At 73.5% G+C, this 15,110-nt stretch carries 14 protein-coding genes; 6 read left to right on the top strand and 8 right to left on the bottom strand.

All coding sequences use genetic code 11. From position 1 onward, the window contains the following. Window positions 1-76 precede the first annotated feature (76 nt). Window positions 77-592 (top strand): sigma-70 family RNA polymerase sigma factor, encoded by a 516-nt coding sequence (locus tag ACTWLT_RS25595; RefSeq protein WP_266249813.1) that lies wholly within the window; start codon window positions 77-79, stop codon window positions 590-592. Next, a complete protein-coding gene (locus ACTWLT_RS25590) occupies window positions 589-1,308 on the top strand; it encodes an anti-sigma factor family protein (protein ID WP_445320550.1) in 720 nt (239 codons plus the stop codon). Before ACTWLT_RS25595 ends, ACTWLT_RS25590 begins: the two co-directional genes overlap by 4 nt. Before the next feature lie 13 nt (window positions 1,309-1,321). On the opposite strand, the gene rarD is transcribed toward ACTWLT_RS25590, so the two are convergent. The 4 genes from rarD to eccE form a co-directional block, all read right to left on the bottom strand. Then, on the bottom strand, window positions 1,322-2,245 hold the full coding sequence (gene rarD, locus ACTWLT_RS25585) for an EamA family transporter RarD (RefSeq protein ID WP_445320549.1): 924 nt from the start codon (window positions 2,243-2,245) through the stop codon (window positions 1,322-1,324). 17 nt (window positions 2,246-2,262) lie between these two features. Continuing rightward, window positions 2,263-2,739 carry a GNAT family N-acetyltransferase gene (locus ACTWLT_RS25580; protein ID WP_445320548.1) on the bottom strand — a complete coding sequence of 159 codons (477 nt, stop codon included), beginning with the start codon at window positions 2,737-2,739 and terminating at the stop codon, window positions 2,263-2,265. A 127-nt stretch (window positions 2,740-2,866) separates the two neighbouring features. Next, window positions 2,867-3,253 (bottom strand): phage holin family protein, encoded by a 387-nt coding sequence (locus ACTWLT_RS25575; RefSeq protein ID WP_252416180.1) that lies wholly within the window; start codon window positions 3,251-3,253, stop codon window positions 2,867-2,869. 52 nt (window positions 3,254-3,305) lie between these two features. Continuing rightward, window positions 3,306-5,201 carry a type VII secretion protein EccE gene (gene eccE, locus ACTWLT_RS25570; protein ID WP_445320547.1) on the bottom strand — a complete coding sequence of 632 codons (1,896 nt, stop codon included), beginning with the start codon at window positions 5,199-5,201 and terminating at the stop codon, window positions 3,306-3,308. A gap of 288 nt (window positions 5,202-5,489) precedes the next feature. Between eccE and ACTWLT_RS25565 the strand changes: the two genes are divergently transcribed. Both ACTWLT_RS25565 and ACTWLT_RS25560 read left to right on the top strand, forming a co-directional pair. Beyond that, window positions 5,490-5,810 carry a WXG100 family type VII secretion target gene (locus ACTWLT_RS25565; RefSeq protein ID WP_445320546.1) on the top strand — a complete coding sequence of 107 codons (321 nt, stop codon included), beginning with the start codon at window positions 5,490-5,492 and terminating at the stop codon, window positions 5,808-5,810. A 23-nt stretch (window positions 5,811-5,833) separates the two neighbouring features. Next, window positions 5,834-6,127 (top strand): WXG100 family type VII secretion target, encoded by a 294-nt coding sequence (locus ACTWLT_RS25560; RefSeq protein WP_252416178.1) that lies wholly within the window; start codon window positions 5,834-5,836, stop codon window positions 6,125-6,127. Between the two features lie 85 nt (window positions 6,128-6,212). Here the strand turns inward: ACTWLT_RS25560 and mycP are convergent, their stop codons facing one another. Further along, on the bottom strand, window positions 6,213-7,436 hold the full coding sequence (gene mycP / locus ACTWLT_RS25555) for a type VII secretion-associated serine protease mycosin (RefSeq protein ID WP_445320545.1): 1,224 nt from the start codon (window positions 7,434-7,436) through the stop codon (window positions 6,213-6,215). Between the two features lie 152 nt (window positions 7,437-7,588). Between mycP and ACTWLT_RS25550 the strand changes: the two genes are divergently transcribed. Together ACTWLT_RS25550 and ACTWLT_RS25545 are read left to right on the top strand one after the other, a co-directional pair. After that, on the top strand, window positions 7,589-10,411 hold the full coding sequence (locus tag ACTWLT_RS25550) for an SseB family protein (RefSeq protein ID WP_445320544.1): 2,823 nt from the start codon (window positions 7,589-7,591) through the stop codon (window positions 10,409-10,411). Then, window positions 10,408-10,773 (top strand): UCP033725 family protein, encoded by a 366-nt coding sequence (locus tag ACTWLT_RS25545; RefSeq protein WP_252416175.1) that lies wholly within the window; start codon window positions 10,408-10,410, stop codon window positions 10,771-10,773. The genes ACTWLT_RS25550 and ACTWLT_RS25545 overlap by 4 nt, the downstream gene beginning before the upstream one ends. Before the next feature lie 4 nt (window positions 10,774-10,777). Here the strand turns inward: ACTWLT_RS25545 and ACTWLT_RS25540 are convergent, their stop codons facing one another. The 3 genes from ACTWLT_RS25540 to ACTWLT_RS25530 all read right to left on the bottom strand — a co-directional run bounded on the left by ACTWLT_RS25540 (window position 10,778) and on the right by ACTWLT_RS25530 (window position 14,853). Further along, window positions 10,778-11,710, bottom strand: a complete 933-nt coding sequence (locus ACTWLT_RS25540; protein ID WP_445320543.1) for an alpha/beta fold hydrolase — start codon at window positions 11,708-11,710, stop codon at window positions 10,778-10,780. 80 nt (window positions 11,711-11,790) lie between these two features. Then, on the bottom strand, window positions 11,791-12,273 hold the full coding sequence (locus ACTWLT_RS25535; RefSeq protein ID WP_445320542.1) for a hypothetical protein: 483 nt from the start codon (window positions 12,271-12,273) through the stop codon (window positions 11,791-11,793). A 153-nt stretch (window positions 12,274-12,426) separates the two neighbouring features. Continuing rightward, window positions 12,427-14,853, bottom strand: coding sequence for an immune inhibitor A domain-containing protein (locus ACTWLT_RS25530; RefSeq protein WP_445320598.1), 2,427 nt, complete (start codon window positions 14,851-14,853; stop codon window positions 12,427-12,429). Between the last annotated feature and the right edge of the window lie 257 nt (window positions 14,854-15,110).

The raw sequence follows: 15,110 nt of genomic DNA, 5'->3' as shown, positions 1-15,110 counted from the left end.
TGAACCGATCGGCGTGACCGCACGTATTCACGAGCGGACGCACCGCCGGACGCGCGCCGGAAGCGAGGAGACCGCCATCAGCGACCATGACGCCCAACTGCTGCGCGCGCTGCATGACGAGCACGCGGAGGCGCTGTACGCACACGCCCTGCGGCTGGTCAACGGTGACCGGCAGCGGGCCGAGGACCTGGTGCAGGAGACGCTGCTGCGGGCCTGGCGACACCCGGAGTCGCTCGACCCGCGACGCGGCTCGGTGCGGGCGTGGCTCTTCACCACCGCCCGCAACCTGGCCATCGACGCCTGGCGACGCCGGTCGACGCGGGTGGGTGAGGTGTTCACCGACGAGCTGCCCGAACCGCCGGAGGTGGTCGACGAGGCCGAGCGCGCCGTGGAGGCGTGGACGGTCGCCGAGGCACTGAACCGGCTCAGCCCCACCCACCGGGAGGTGCTGGTCGAGTGCTTCTACCAGGGGCGCTCGGTGGCAGAGGCGGCGTCCCGGCTGGGCGTGCCACCGGGCACCGTGAAGTCCCGCACCCACTACGCGCTGCGGTCACTACGGTTGGTCCTGGCTGAGATGGGAGTGACGGGATGACCCGGTGCGAGTTCGCGCACGACGACGGCGCGTACGTGCTGGGCGCTCTGGCCCCCGCCGAGCGGGCGGCGTACGAGCGGCACCTCGCCGGCTGTGCGTCCTGCCGGGACGCGGTCGCCGAGATCGCCGTCCTGCCCGGGTTGCTCGGCCGCCTCGACCCGGCGGGGTTGGAGCAGTTCCTGCCACCGCCGACCGCGCCCCGGGTGCCCGCGCTGATCGAGGAGGCCCGCAAGCGCCGGCGCCGCGAGCGTTCCGCGACCCGCCAGCGGTACGCGCTGACCACACTGGCCGCCGCTGCGCTGGCCCTGGTGGTCGGTGTCGGGACGGCCGCGGTGCTGCCCCGCCCGGTCGGCCCGCCCGGCACTCCCGAGGCGCAGGGCACCACGCCCGGGCCGAAGGTGTCGATGGTGGCGATGCGACCGGTGGCCGCCGCCGGGCCGGTGCACGCCGAGATCGGGCTGACCGGCACCGAGTGGGGCACCGAGGTGACCATGCACTGCGGGTATGACGCGCGGACGAGCTACGGCAAGGCGTACCCGTTCCGGCTGGTGGCACGCGGGCCGAACGGTGCCACCGAACAGATCGGCTCCTGGCTGGCGGCGCCCGGGGACGACCTCCGGTTCACCGGAGCGACGCGGTTCACCGACGCGGAACTCGTCAGCGTGGAGCTGCAACGCGCCGACGGCACGCCCCTTCTGACCTTCGCCGTGCCGTAGACCGGCGACGGGATCAGGGCGTGGGGAGTGGGGTGTTGGCGGCGAGGCGGGTGCGGGCGCGGGTGCGCTGGGACTGGCGGACGGCGTCGGCGGTGAAGACGACGAGAGCGAGCCAGACCAGCGCGAAGCCGGCGATTCGGGCCGGTGGCATCGGCTCGTGGAAGATCAGCACACCGCAGCCGAGCTGAAGGATCGGCGCCAGATACTGGATCATGCCGAGACTGGACAGCGGCAGCCGGTTGGCGGCCCCGGCGAAGAGCAGCAGCGGGATCGCCGTGGCCGCACCGGCCAGCACCAGCAGCGCGGTGTGCCCGGCCGAGACCTGCCCGAAGGTCGACTCGGCGCGGCGGGTCAGCCAGGTCAGGTAGCCCAGCGCCGGCACGGCCAGCACCGCCGACTCGACGAACAGCCCCTCCGCGGCGGGCAGCCCCAGCCGCTTCTTCACCAGGCCGTAGCCGGCGAAGCTGAAGGCCAGGGTCAGTGCCAGCCAGGGCAGCCGGCCGTAGTCCACGGTGAGCACCGCGACCGCGGACGCGCCGATGCCCAGCGCCACCCACTGGGCCGGGCGTAGCCGCTCACGCAGCACCGTCACCCCGAGCAGCACCACCACGAGCGGGTTGATGAAGTAGCCGAGCGCCGTCTCCACCACCCGGTCCGAGTTGACCCCGTAGATGTAGGTGCCCCAGTTGACCGCGATCAGCGCGGCGGCGGCGACGATCCCGGCCAGTGCCCAGGGCCGGCGCAGCAGCGCCCGGAGGAAACCGATGTTGCGCAGCGCGGCCAGCAGCAGGGCCACGAAGACCACCGACCAGACGATCCGGTGGGCCAGGATCTCCAGTGGGCCGGCGGGTCGCAGCAGCTTGAGGTAGAGCGGAAAGAAACCCCAGAGCAGGTACGCGCCGAGGCCGTAGAGGTATCCCAGACGGAGTGGCGTCACGGTTACACCGTAAGGGGTCAACTGGCGCTTTGTTCCTTTCCGGTGACCGGCGTCACCGGTGGCCGCCGATCGAGCTGCATCCACCGGTGCGGGACGTCCAACGGCGTGAACCCCACCCGCGCGTACACCTCGTGCGCGTCGTCGGTGGCCAGCAGGATCCGGCGTACGCCCAGCTCGACCAGGTGGTCGCGGACCGCTCCGGCGAGCCAGCCGCCCAACCCGTCACCCCGGGCGGGCCGGTCCACGTACACGTCGCAGAGCCAGGCGAAGGTGGCGCCGTCGGTGACCGCCCGGGCCACCGCCACCTGGCGGCCGTCGCCGGGCCGGTAGACGCCGAACGGCAGCGAGCCGGCGAACGCCCGGGCGACCGTGTCCCGGTCGCGCCCCAGCGCCCAGTACGCGTCGGTGGAGAGCCGGTGGTGCACCCGGTCCAGATCGAGCCGGGCTGGATCGGTGCTCAGCAGGTGGCCGTCGGCGCGGGTCAGCGAGAACACGCCGCGACGCTAGCCGACCCGGTCGGCCCTGGCACCGGCCAATTCCCGGAATCTGGTCGCCGGGCCGCCCGGGGCTCCGGTCGGGGCCCCGGACGGCCCGGGTCGTTGCTGGTCGGTTGGTGGCCGGTCAGTCCCGGTCGAGGACCGCGCCGAGGATCCAGGTCACGATGCTCACGAAGAGGGCACCCAGCACGGCGGCCGGCCAGAAGCCGTCCACCGAGAACCCGAGCCCGGCCTGGTCGGCGATCCAGCTGGTGAGCAGGAACAGCAGACCGTTGACCACGAGGGCGATGAGACCCAGGGTCAGCAGGTAGAAGCCACAACCGACGGTCTTGATGATCGGCTGGAGCACCGCGTTGACCACGCCGAAGATCGCCGCCACCAGGACCAGCGTGGTGACCGTCTCCACGGCCGACCCCGACTCCAGGGTGATGCCGGGAATGAGCAGTGTGGCCAGCCAGAAGGCCAGCGCCGTGGTGGCCAGCCGAATCAGCAGCCCTTTCAGAAAACCCATGGCGGGGATCGTGCCACGGACCGGCCACCGGCGTAACCCGCCAGTTGACGGCTCAGCCGCGCGCCGGGCGTCCGATCAGCTGCGACTCGATCGGGGTGGGGGAGAGCAGCGCCCAGCGCAGCGCCCGCCGGTTCACCACGGCCACCATGTCGTCCCGGATCCGGGTCAGCAACTCGGCCGAGCCGCCCAGCCCCAGCGCGGTGCCCGCCAGCGCGGCCTCTCCCGCGCCCAGCGGCTGCAGCACCGCCAGGTCGGCCCGGCTCAGCGCGTCCACGTCCGCCGGGGTCAGCTCGTCCCGGACCACCAGGGTGGCCCGCCACGGCGGGCCCGGCTCGGCCTCGGCCGGCACCGGCCCGGCGTCGACCACCAGCAGCAGTGGCCGCAGCGCTGTGCCCACCCCGTCGGCGACCGGCCGACCCGGCGGGATCAGCGGGATCGTTCCACCGGGCGCGCCGACGCCCCGGACGAACGGCTCCCAGGCGCGCGGGCGCGCGGTCTGCACCACCACCAGAGCGCCCAGCGCCATCGCGCGCAGCGTCACCAACTGGGCGGCGCGTACCCCGCCCACCAGCAGCAGGCGGGTGGCCTCCGGTCGGAACAGCCGCACGGTGACGGCGCCGCCGTGCCGGTTCGTGCCGACCATCATCCCGGCCTCACCGAGGGTCAGCTCCCAACCGTCCACCGCCGGTCGCGGCTGGGCCCCCGGGGTGGTGAGCGCGAGCGGCAGCGTGCCGGCCAGGCCGTCGAGGTGCGCGCCGTCGAGCCGGCGAACCTCCCCGCCCAGGCCGGTCACCAGCCGGTCCAGCGCCTCGGTGGCCACGGTCAGCTCCGCCGTCGTCCCGGCGGCCAGGCGTACGGTCAGCTCGGTCGGCGCCCCGGTGGCCGCCGGTGGCCCCGCGCAGAGCGACACGGTCGTCGCGGTCGCCGGCAACGCGAGCAGCCGCGCCACCAGCCGCCGTGCACCCGCGCTGTCGGCGTCCGGCCAACGAATCAGCCGGAAGGTGGCCTGGAGCAGTGCCCCGGACCGGAGCACCGGCCATGACTCCCGCACCGGGTGGCCGTCGTGGTGGGCCAGCTCGCCCAGCACGCGCAGCGCCGCGGGTACGCCGAGCGGCCGCGCGGTCAGCGGCCCGAGCCGGCGGACGAGCCGGCGCACCGTGCCGGCGAGCACGCGCCGCAGGTCCTCCTCCGACCAACCGTCCACCCGCAGCACCCGGACCGCCAACACGGCCCGCTCCCGCCCGGCGAGCCGCCCGTCGGTGAGCTGCCGGTACGACGTGCCGACCGTTCCGCCCGCAGCCGGCGCGGGCGCCGGTGTGCCGGCGAGCAGCAGTTGGATCCGCAGTGGCGGCACGTCCGGCCCGGGTGGGGGCAGCAGCGCGGACGGCGCGGGGATCGCCCGGGACGCGTCGCCGAGCAGGTCGCCGGGGTCGCCGAGCTCCAGCAGTGCCACCAGGCCGGTGGTGTCCTCCAGGAGCGCCGCCGGCCCGCCGGGCAACTCCGTCGAGCGGACCACGGCACCCGGGGCGACCAGATCGAGCAGATCGGCCGGGCCGGCCGGCCCCACCAGTGCGCGGCGACGGGTCAGGTGCCCGACGGCGGTGGCCAGCCACTCGAAGAGCCACCGGCTCCGGACCCGGAGCCAGGCGACCGCCACCAGCAGCAGCGCCGCCAGCAGGGCCGCGACGGTGACCAGGGTGCCCCGGCCCAGGGCGGCGAGGACGAGCGCCACCGCGACCTGCCCGGCGACCAGTTGGCCGGCGCGTACCCCTGCGCCCGCCCGCCGGCCCGGCGATGCCCAGCGGGTGCCCGACGGTGGCCGGTGAGGTGTGGAGCGACCCGCCCCGGAGCCCGCGAGCCCTTCCGGGTCGCTCGGCGGCGCGACGACGCCCGACCCGGACCCGATGGGAGCCGCCGGTTGCGCTCCTCCGGTGGTGATCGCCGGCACCGCGCCTCCTCGACCAGTGTGGACCGTGCCGGGCCGCCGGCCGCTCCGGCGGCCCGTCACGCCCCGCGACGTGGCTGCGGCACATCGTAAGCGACCGATGGCCGCCGTGGTTGTCCACAGGAGAGCCGTGCGGGGTAGCAGAACGGCAACCGGGCCGCTACCGTCAGCCACGAAGTTCATCGCTGACCCGCGTCCGCCGGGCTCGACGACCGGGCGACGCGAGCGGTGCGTCCCCAGGATGGGCGCGCCGACGGCCAGCCACGATCGAGGAGATGAGGTGACGTCCGGGTGTCCCAGACCCAGGCAGAAGCCGCGGTCATGCAGCAGACCGCCACGAAGTTCGAGCAGGTGGACCAGTCGTTGCAGTCCATGCTGACCGGCCTGCTGGCCGAGCTGGAGGTGTTGCAGCAGGCCTGGCGCGGCGCCGGCGGGCGGTCCTTCGAGCAGGTCAAGCAGCAGTGGTCGCAGGACCAGGCGGCGCTGCACCGGGCGCTGCGGGAGACCGCCGGGGCGATCCGCACCGCCGGCCGGCAGTACGACGTCTCGGACGACGAGGCGGCCAGCCGGGTGGCCGGCACCAACCGCGGCGGCATCCAACTGCCGCTCTGATCCCGCTCGGAAGGGGAGATCCGATGGACCACGGTGTGCTGGTCGTCAACTTCGCCGCGCTTCAACAGGCTGGCGGGGACATCCAGAAGGCGCTGAACACGCTCGACTCGCAGCTCGGCCAGCTCGAACGGGACGCCGCTCCGCTGGTGGCGAGCTGGACGGGCGAGGCCCGGCAGGCCTACGAGCAGCGCCAGGCGCGGTGGCGGTCCGCCTCGCAGGACCTCCAGGCGATGCTGCGCGACATCAGGCTGGCGGTGAACGACTCCGCCACCGACTATCTGGACACCGAGAAGAAGAACACCGGGCTGTTCCAGTGAGATGAGTGGGCCGGGAGCGCTGACCGTGTCCGGGTCGGCGCCCCGGCCGCGCCCGGTCGAGGAGCGGGCCCACGGCCCGGCGGCGTCAGGTCGGGTCGGCCGGGCGCCAGCGCCGGCGGGCGCCCCGGGGCAGCACCAGGGCGAGCAGCACCAGGGCGACCGCCGTCGTGCCGACCACCGCGCCGACCAGCAGTGCCCGATCACGGGCCGTCGCCCGGCGAGCCTGGTGAGCGACCAGCGCCGGGTCGGCCCGGTCGTCGGCGAGCGCCGTGACGGGCCGTGGACGGCCAGTTCGGACACCGCCGGTCTCGGTGACCGCCCGGTAGGGGTTCAGCACACCGGCGCCGTACCCGCCGCCACGACCCGTACCGGGTGCCGGATCGGCGGTGGCGATGATCCGCTCCACCACCTGGGCGGCGGTCAACTCGGGCCGGTACTGACGCAGGAGTGCCGCGGTGGCGGCCACGAACGGCGCGGCGTAGCTGGTGCCCTCGACCTGGTGGTGGCCCTGACCGGGCGCGGCGGCCAGCACACCGCTGCCCGGTGCGACCAGGTCGACGTACGCGCCGGTCTGCGAGAACGTCGCCCGCCCACCGTCCACCCCGATGGCCCCCACCCCGAGCACCCCGTCGTACGCGGCGGGGAACGGGCGCGGGTCCCCGTTGTCGTGCAGGTTGCCGGCGGCGGCCACCAGCACCACGTTCCGGTCGATCGCGTACCGGACGGCGGAGTGGACCGCCGGGTCGTCGGCGTACAGCACCACGGAGAGGTTCAGCACGTCGGCGTCGTGGTCGACGGCCCAGCGGATGGCCCGGGCGAACTCGCCGGCGCTGACCGTACGCCCCGACTCCCGCCCCTGCACGACCTGCTGCTCGCTCACCCGCACCGGCAGGATCCGGGCATCGGGCGCCAGGCCGTGGAACGCGACGCCCGGTTGGGGTGCCGCCGCGATGATGCTCGCCACACCGGTGCCGTGCCCCGCGCAGTCCCGGCTGCCGTCCCCACCGGGGTCGAGCAGGTCGGTGCCCTCCAGCACCCGCCCGGCCAGTTGGGGGTGCACCCGGTCCACCCCGGAGTCGACCACCGCCACCGTGATCCCGGTGCCGGTGGCCAGCGGCGCGAGCCGGGCGGGGTCGTACCGCTGCTGTGGCCAGGGCAGGGCCGTGACCGGCCGGACGGGGGCGGGTGGGGTCGCGCAGGCCGGTGCCACCCGGAGTGCGACGTCGGCGGCGACGGCCGGTGCTGCCGTGCCGATCAGCAGGGTGGCCGTCAGACCTGCAAGGACCGGGCGCGCAATCGACCGGGACATCGACGGCCTCCGTATCGTGTCGGCTCCGGGACGGGATGTTATCGCCTCACCGGCGCCCCGGCAGACCGCCGCCGGCCAGCCATTGTGATCTTGGTACCACCTTGTAGGTTGTACGCGATACCTGTGGCCTGTTCTCGGAAGGAGAGGTGGCCGTGACCGAATGGGAGCCGGCCACGGAGGCCGAGGTGGCGATGCGGGACGCGCTGCGCGCCAACGACCAGGAGCTCTACTTCCGGCTCCTGTCCCGCACCGATCTGCTGTTGCCGGTCTCCCCGCCGGCCCCGCCCGGTCAGGCACCGTCGGGCTGGGGCACCTGGACCACCGGCGGCCGTACCCACCTGCTGGCGTTCACCTCCGCCGCCGCGCTGCGGGCCTGCCTCGGCGATCACCCCGGCAGCAACCGCCGCGTCCCCTTCACCGACCTCGCGGTCGGCTGGCCCAACCAGGAATGGTGGCTCGCGGTCAACCCCGGGTTGCCCGTCGAGGGCTACCTGCCGCCGTGGTTCGTCTCCCAGCTCTCGCGGGGCGACGTTCGGCTGCCCGGCCGCGCCATGGGTGCCCGCGCCCGCCTGGAGCGGGCCGAGACCCTGGCCCGCACCCGGCCCGGTGCGTCCGGTCGGGACGTCACGACCGGCACGGGTTCGGCTCCCGCCACCGGACCGTCGTCCGGGTTCGACCCGGCGGCGACCGTGCCCGGGCCACCCCCGCGGACGCGGGGCGCGGCGCCCCGGACGGGCGGTCCGACGGCACCGGGCACGTCGCCCCGGACGCCCGCTCCGGGTGAGCTGTCGCGCCGATCTGGCGAGGACCTGCCCGCCGCCGGCCAGCGGCACCCGACCGCCCCGCCCCGCCCCGGCCGGCCGGGCGACCCGGTGCCCGGCGCGGCACGGCCCGCCGCATCCCGGTTCACACCGCTGACGCCCCCCGACCGTCCCGGTGTCGCCCCCGCCGATCGGGCCGGCTCGGGCTGGCCGCCCGCGAGTCGACCGGGCGACGGCCCGGCCGCCGACAACGGCGGCGCCGAGAGCGGCCGACGCTCCTTCTTCGAACCGGCGTCCGGCCGGGACCGTACGCCCGGCCCGACGTCGGCCGGTGGCCGGTCCGGTGACCGGGCGGCGCCGCCGTCCCGGTTCGGGCGCGGCAGCCAGCCCTTCCCGCGCCGCCGCCCGGCCGACGGTCCGGTCGGCGACAACGCGTCCCGGGCCTTCCCGATGCCGGATCCGGACGCCACCCGCCCGCTGCGGCCACCGGCCAACGACCTGGGTGCGTCCCGCGGTGTACGACCACCGGCGCCGGACGACGAACCCACCCAGCCGCTGCCGCCCCGCCGGCCCGAACCGCTGGCCGAGGAGCCCACCCGTGCCTTCCGGGTGCCCGGTGGGCCCACCGGCGAGCCACCGCTGACCCGGCTCGGGCCGGGCGACCTCGCGGCGGACGAGACCCAGGCGATCCCCCACGGTCGACCGGGCGTTGGCCGGTTCGAGCCGGTGGAGGAGCTGCCGCCGTCCATCGCCGAGCCGGTCTCCGGCCCGCCCGCGCCGCGCCGCGGCTTCACGCCCATCGTCATCGAGGGCACCATCATCGAGTCCCGCGACCTCACCGACCGGGCCGACGCCGGCGATCTGGCCGACGCGGGTGAGTTCGGTCCGGCGGCGTTCGACGCGCCGTCGTCCGGTGCCGGTCTGTTCGGCCCGGCGGCGTTCGACCCCCGCTCGTCCGGCCCCGCTCGGTTCGGTCCGCCTCAGTCCGGCCCGGCGGAGTCCGGGTCAATTCCGGCCCGTCCGGAGGAGTCGGGGTCGGGCCCGTTCGTTCCTGCGGAGGCCGGGCCGGGGCCGTTCGTTCCGGCGGAGGCCGGTGTGAGCGGCGGGTTGACGGACGGTGGCCGCCCGGCGGTGCGCCTCGACGACCGAGTGGTTGGCCCGGACGGTGGAGATCCCGCCACCGACAACAGCACAGAGCGCGCGATCCCCGACGACGCCGGGCAGCACGCGCCGCCGCCGGTCGAGTTCCTGCCGGCCAACACCGTCGAGGAGGACCTGCTCAACGCGGCCGGTGCCGGCAGCACGGACACGTTCCTGTCCACGCTCCTGCTGGCCCGGGTCCTGCTGCCGGCCGCCCCGGAGTCGGTGCCGGGCAGCCGCCCCGGCGACCCGGGCTTCGTCTGGCGCACCGCGCAGTTGGACGACGAGACGTACGTGGTGGTCTACACCTCCCCGGAGCGCCTCGCCGACCACGCCGGAGGCGACGTCGACACGGTGGGGGTGAAGTTCGCCCAACTCATCCGCCGCTGGCCGGACGAGGACTGGTCGTTCGCCGTCAACCCGGGTACTCCGGTCGGCGCCAAGCTGCCCGGCGAGCAGATCGTCGCGTTGGCCAACTGGGCCGCCGAGGTCGGGCTCGGCGACGACCTGGAGGTGGACCCGGAGGAGCCGCCGGCCGTCGCGGAGCCCGCCGCCCGCCCCCGGTACGCCCCGGCGGCGGTCGACCCGGCCCGACCGACCGTGATGCAGAAGGCGATCGCGCCCAGCCAACTCGCATACTACCTGGAGCGGGGGTACGACCGGGTCTCCGGTTTCGTGCACCGGGCCGGGGAGTTGGCCCACCTGACCACGCCGGCCCAGTTGCACGACGCGCTCGGCCTCAGCTACCCGGGTTCGCCGTTCTCCCGTGACGCCGAGGAGATCTACGTGCTGCGTTGGCCGGCGCACCGCCCGAGCCTCTACCGGATCCCGTACGGCGGTCAGAACGAGCCGGCGATGCGGGCCATGGAGGGTTGGGTCATCGAACGCCCACCGTTCCGGGGCAACGGCTTCGCGCCGGGCGAGAGCAGCGACGTGGTGGCGGAGTTCAAGGTGGACAGCGCGCGGTTGCCGCATGGCGCGCAGCTCTGGCGGATCGGCGTGGACGGCACCGAGCGGGTCGTCGCGGTGCTCGACACGGACACGGTGTCGTGGCGACGGGTCGGTGAGGCGTGATGCGGGACGGCTACGTGGCCCGTTGGCAGGGTCGGGAGTACCAGGCCAGCCCGGACGGCGATGACATCCGGCTGTACCAGCCCGAGCCCGCTGAGGGGTTCGAGGAGGTCCGCGCCGGCCGGTACGTGCGGGTGCTGCCGGCGAGCGAGGTCGAGGACCTGGCGTACGTGCGGACCACCTGCACCTGGCAGGGGCAGCCGTTCATCGTGCTCGGTGAGCACGACGCCTGGCTGCGGGTGGAGTACACCGGCGGCCGCTGGCCGGTCGCCGAGGCCATGCGGCTGGAGGTGTTCGACTTCGGCGTCTACCAGGGTTGGGCGCCGGCCGCCGAGGTCACCGACCTGCGGGAGCAGCGGGTCTGACCGTTCAGGACTTGGCCCACCGCAGGATCTCGCCGAGCACCAGCTCAGGGGCCTCCAGGTGCGGGAAGTGCCCCACCCCGTCGAGCAGCCGCCACTCGTAGGGGGCGACGACGTACCGGCCGGAGCCCAGTGCGGTACGCGGCAGGGCGGCGACGTCCAGCGCGCCGTGCAACTGGAGGGTCGGGGTGACCAGCGGCTTCTGCATCAGCCGGACGAACCGGTAGCCGTGCAGCCGCAGCACCGAGCGGAACGCCCACCGGTACCCCTCCAGCGCGCAGAACGCTGCCTGCGGGATGCGCATCGCCTCCCGGCACCGCTCGGCGTACGCCTCGAAGGCCGGCCCGGCCACCCAGCGGGGCCCGCCCCAGCGGCGCAGGATCTCCGCCACGGACGCGGCGCCGTCCCGGGTCAGCACGTGCTCGTAGCGGGGAAGCTGGAACTTCAGCGCCGGGGTGGAGGCGGCGAACTGCCCGCGCGGGTCGGCGAAGATGGCGGCGCGCAGCCGCAGCGGGTGTGGTGCTCCCAGCACCACCAGCCGGCGGACCAGGGACGGGTGGAACGAGGCCACCGTCCAGGCGACCATGCCGCCGACGCCGCTGCCCACGAGCGTCGCCGACCGCTCTCCGAGTGCGCGGATCAACCCGGCGATGTCCGCGGCGAGCGTGTAGCCGTCGTAGCCCCGGGGTGGCTTGTCGCTGGCGCCGTAGCCGCGCAGGTCGACGGCGACCGCGCGGAAGCCGGCGTCGGCGACCGCCGGCAGCATCTCGTGCCACGCCCACCAGTGCTCGGGGAAGCCGTGCAGGAAGAGCACCATCGGCCCGGTGCCGGCCTCGACCACGTGGAACCGGGTGCCGTTGGCGCCGACGAAGCGGTGCGTCCACGGCCCCTCGGTGAGGACGCAGGACTCGTCGACGGCCGCGCCGCGCTGGTCGGTCATGCGCCCAGCCTAGGACCCCCGCCGCGGAATGCGGCCCGGGCCGTCGCCGGCCTCGCTGTTCGGCCCGGGTGGCGGGAGGCTCACAGCGGCACGATGCTCATCGGTTTGCCCGGTCCGCAGGCGATGCGAGCCTGCAGGGGCGCGAGCCGCAGCGTGACGAAACTCCCGGCCCGCAGCTCGCCGGCGTCCGGACCGTGCAGCGCGTACTCGGTGCCGTCCTCGGCGACCATCCCGTAGCAGGGGCCGGTGCCGCCCCGGGTGACGGTGCCGCTGACGAGGTTGCTCTGCCGCAGGTCGGTGGGCGGGCTCGGTTTGACGACGGGTGGCCGCATCGTCGGCAGCTCGGTGGCGGACAGCGGAGGCCGGGCTCGCGATTCCGTGACCGCCGGTGCCGGCGGGTTGCTCGGGGCGAGCGAGGGCGTCGAGGTCAGGCTCGGCGTGGGCGGGGTGGTGGTGGGGGCGGGTCGGTCCTCGGGCGGCGTGCCGGCGTCGTCGGTGCTGGCGCAGGCGACCATCGTCAGCAGCGGGAGGAGCAGGAGCAGGCCGCGGGGGGTTGTGAGCACGCTTCTTGGACGCCGGCCGGGGCACCGCGGTTCCGGTGGAAGCGGAGGTCAGGGGTGGTCGGCCCGCTGCGAGGCTCGGCCGCGAGGGCGGCACCGGAAACGGCAACGGCGCCCGGGGAGTCCCGGGCGCCGCTGCCGTTACTGCGGCAGGAACTAGGAGATGCGGACCTTCATCGAGGTGCCGTCCTGCTCCAGAACCTTGACCTTGACACCGGTTGCGGGGAGCTTGACGCCGTGGTTCGGCAGATCCTCGTAGAAGTACTTCTTGGTGTCGTCGAACAGCGGCTCCGCGGCCTGGCCACGGATGTACTGCGGCTGGCTGTTCAGGTGCAGGGTGAACGAGTCCGCCTTGTTCAGGCTGAACGGAGCGTCGTACACCTGGACCCGGGCCCGCCACGGTGCGCCGGTGAGGTTGTAGATCGGGCGCGGGTGCGCGTCGATGTACAGGTTGCGGCCCTCACCCGGGTGACCACCCGGGTTGGTGGGCGACGCCGGCGCGGTGTTGTTGTCGTTCCAGCGGGTGTTCCAGTACGAGATGAGCAGGCCTTCCTGGTACGCGTAGTGGTCCACGTAGTCGGGACGGGTGTTCGCGTAGCCGAAGAAGTACGGGCCGGTCTTCAGGTACTTGTCGTACGAGACGTACGACCGGTTGCCCGCGATGTAGTAGTTGTCGAACAGGCGGGTGTAGGTCGCCCCGACGATCTCCCAGCCGTCCAGAGCCCAGCCGGCGTCGGTCTCGGCGCCGTCACTGAGCACCGTCTGGCCGTCGGCCGTCACGGTGATCGCGTCGCCGAAGAAGCCGCCCTCGGAGACGCCACCGTCGGTGACGTAGTGCAGGCGGATCTGGGCGACCTTGCCAGCGAGCGAGTTGAGCGGGATGTTGATGTCCGCCCACGCGCCGTTGCTGGTGCCGTCGAGGGCCGGTCGGCCGGCGCCGTCGACGCCGATCGGCTGGCCGTTGACGGTGCCGTCCAGGTCGGCCCAGGTCTGGCCACCGTCGGTCGACGCCTCGAAGTACAGGTAGTCGTACCCCTCCTCGATGGCGTACTTGCCCTTGAGGGACATGGCGGCGGACGACTTGCCGGTGAGGTCGAACGTCCTCGTCATCGTCTGGTCGAGGTCGTCGTCGTTACCCGAGAAGTACTGCTTCGCGCCTGCGAACGGTGCACCGTAGTTGAAGGTGTACTCGCGCTGGGGCAGCACCACCACCGCGGCCTGCGCCTTGGCGGAGTTGTACTCCTGCGGCCCGAGGTCCAGCGTGCGCTTCTGGCCAGCCACGATCACCTCGTAGTCGAGCCAGCCGAGCTGGAGCTTGTTCCACGCACCCAGGTCACCACCGCGGTCGCCGATGCCGGCGTCGTTCTTGGCGCCGAGCCGGCTCTGGGCCATGAGGGTCCAGTGCTCGTTGTTGTTGTCCGCGGGTCCGTAGTCGTCCGGCAGGCCCAGGTCGTGGCCGTACTCGTGGTAGAAGACGCTGCGGCCGCCGTTTTCCGGCTGGATCGTGTAGTCGCGGATCCAGACGCCGGTGTTGCCGATCTGGGTGCCACCGATCGGGAAGTTCGGTGGGCCCACCGGCGAGCTGTTGAACGCCGACCAGCGGTGGCTCCAGATGGCGTCCTCACCCTGGTGCGGGTCACCGTCGGCCTGGTCGCCGCCGGAGTGGACGATCTGGAAGTGGTCGATGTAGCCGTCCGACTCGTTGAAGTCGCCGTCACCGTCGAAGTCGAACCGGTCCCACTGGTCGTAGGACCGCATCTCCTCGGCGATCTGCGCGTCCGTCCGGCCCTTGGCCTTCTGGTCGGCGACCCACTGGTTGGCGGCGTCGCGGATCAGGGCCCAGGTGTTCGAGCAGACGTTGTCGCCGCAGACGGCAGGGTCGCCGGTCGGGTCGTTGTCGGCCTTCGGGTCGTCGGAGCGACCGTAGCGGGCCTCGTTGTACTGCACCTTGACCCAGTCGGTGACCAGGCCGTTCACGGTGTAACGGCCGGAGGACTGGGCCTCGTAGTACTGCTTGAGCGACTCGTCGCCCGGGTTGGTGCCGAAGTACAGCTGGCGGAAGTGCTCCGGGCTGAAGTCCGGCTGCCAGATGGTGGAGTTGTCCACGGCCCGGTTGGGCTGCGGAATCTGGTTGTGCAGCGGCCCCTCGAAGGTGGTCGGCCCGGCGATGTCCGGGTTCATGTCCTTGTCCGGGTAGGACGGGTGCCGCTGGTCGCCGAACTCGGCCAGGATCACGAAGATCTTGTCGGTGCGCTCACGCTTGAGCTCGACGTACTGGTCCCTGGTCTCCTGGCCGCCGCTGAAGGTGCGGGCGTTGGTGCCCGTCCCGTTCGTCTCGCCGACCTTGACGACCGTGCTGCCGTTGCGCTCGATCGGCTTGCTGCGCCCACTGAGCACGTCGCTGAGACCCTGCTGACGCAGCTCGCGGCGCTTGTCCTCGAGCTTGTCAGGGAGTTCGTCCTTCAGGGACTGCGGTTCGGCGGCCGTCGGAGCTGCTGCCGGCAGTTTGGGCTGAGGCGCCGCCGAGGCGGACGGGCCGAAAGCCAGGCCTGTCGCCGTCAGTGAGAGCCCGAGCAGACCCACTGCGACTTTGCGCACGTGGTACCTCCGGTGTGAGGGAAACCGGCCCAACGGGGGTACGGGCCGGTGACAGATCGATCCCACTAGTGGGACCAATGGTGAACATAGACACTGGCGGGACGGGTGGGAAGATGCGCGCGTCGATTTGTTGCAAGATTTTGTTGGGAATGCTTTCCGCCGTCACACCCCTGCCCTTCATCTGCGACGCTGACCAGGCTGGATCGGTCAGCAGCGTTTGACAGTGACAGATTTCGATCAAT

The organism is Micromonospora yongxingensis, from assembly GCF_052601155.1.
The sequence above is the reverse complement of the archived record's forward strand: the minus strand, read 5'-3'. Positions and strand labels throughout refer to the sequence as shown.

Bases quoted from the DNA above. Each gene is read 5' to 3' on its own strand.
- ACTWLT_RS25560 (WP_252416178.1), top strand. From the start codon at position 5,834: ATGGACCACGGTGTGCTGGTCGTCAACTTCGCCGCGCTTCAACAGGCT.
- mycP (WP_445320545.1), bottom strand. From the start codon at position 7,436: ATGTCCCGGTCGATTGCGCGCCCGGTCCTTGCAGGTCTGACGGCCACC.
- ACTWLT_RS25540 (WP_445320543.1), bottom strand. From the start codon at position 11,710: ATGACCGACCAGCGCGGCGCGGCCGTCGACGAGTCCTGCGTCCTCACC.
- ACTWLT_RS25575 (WP_252416180.1), bottom strand. From the start codon at position 3,253: ATGGGTTTTCTGAAAGGGCTGCTGATTCGGCTGGCCACCACGGCGCTG.
- ACTWLT_RS25590 (WP_445320550.1), top strand. From the start codon at position 589: ATGACCCGGTGCGAGTTCGCGCACGACGACGGCGCGTACGTGCTGGGC.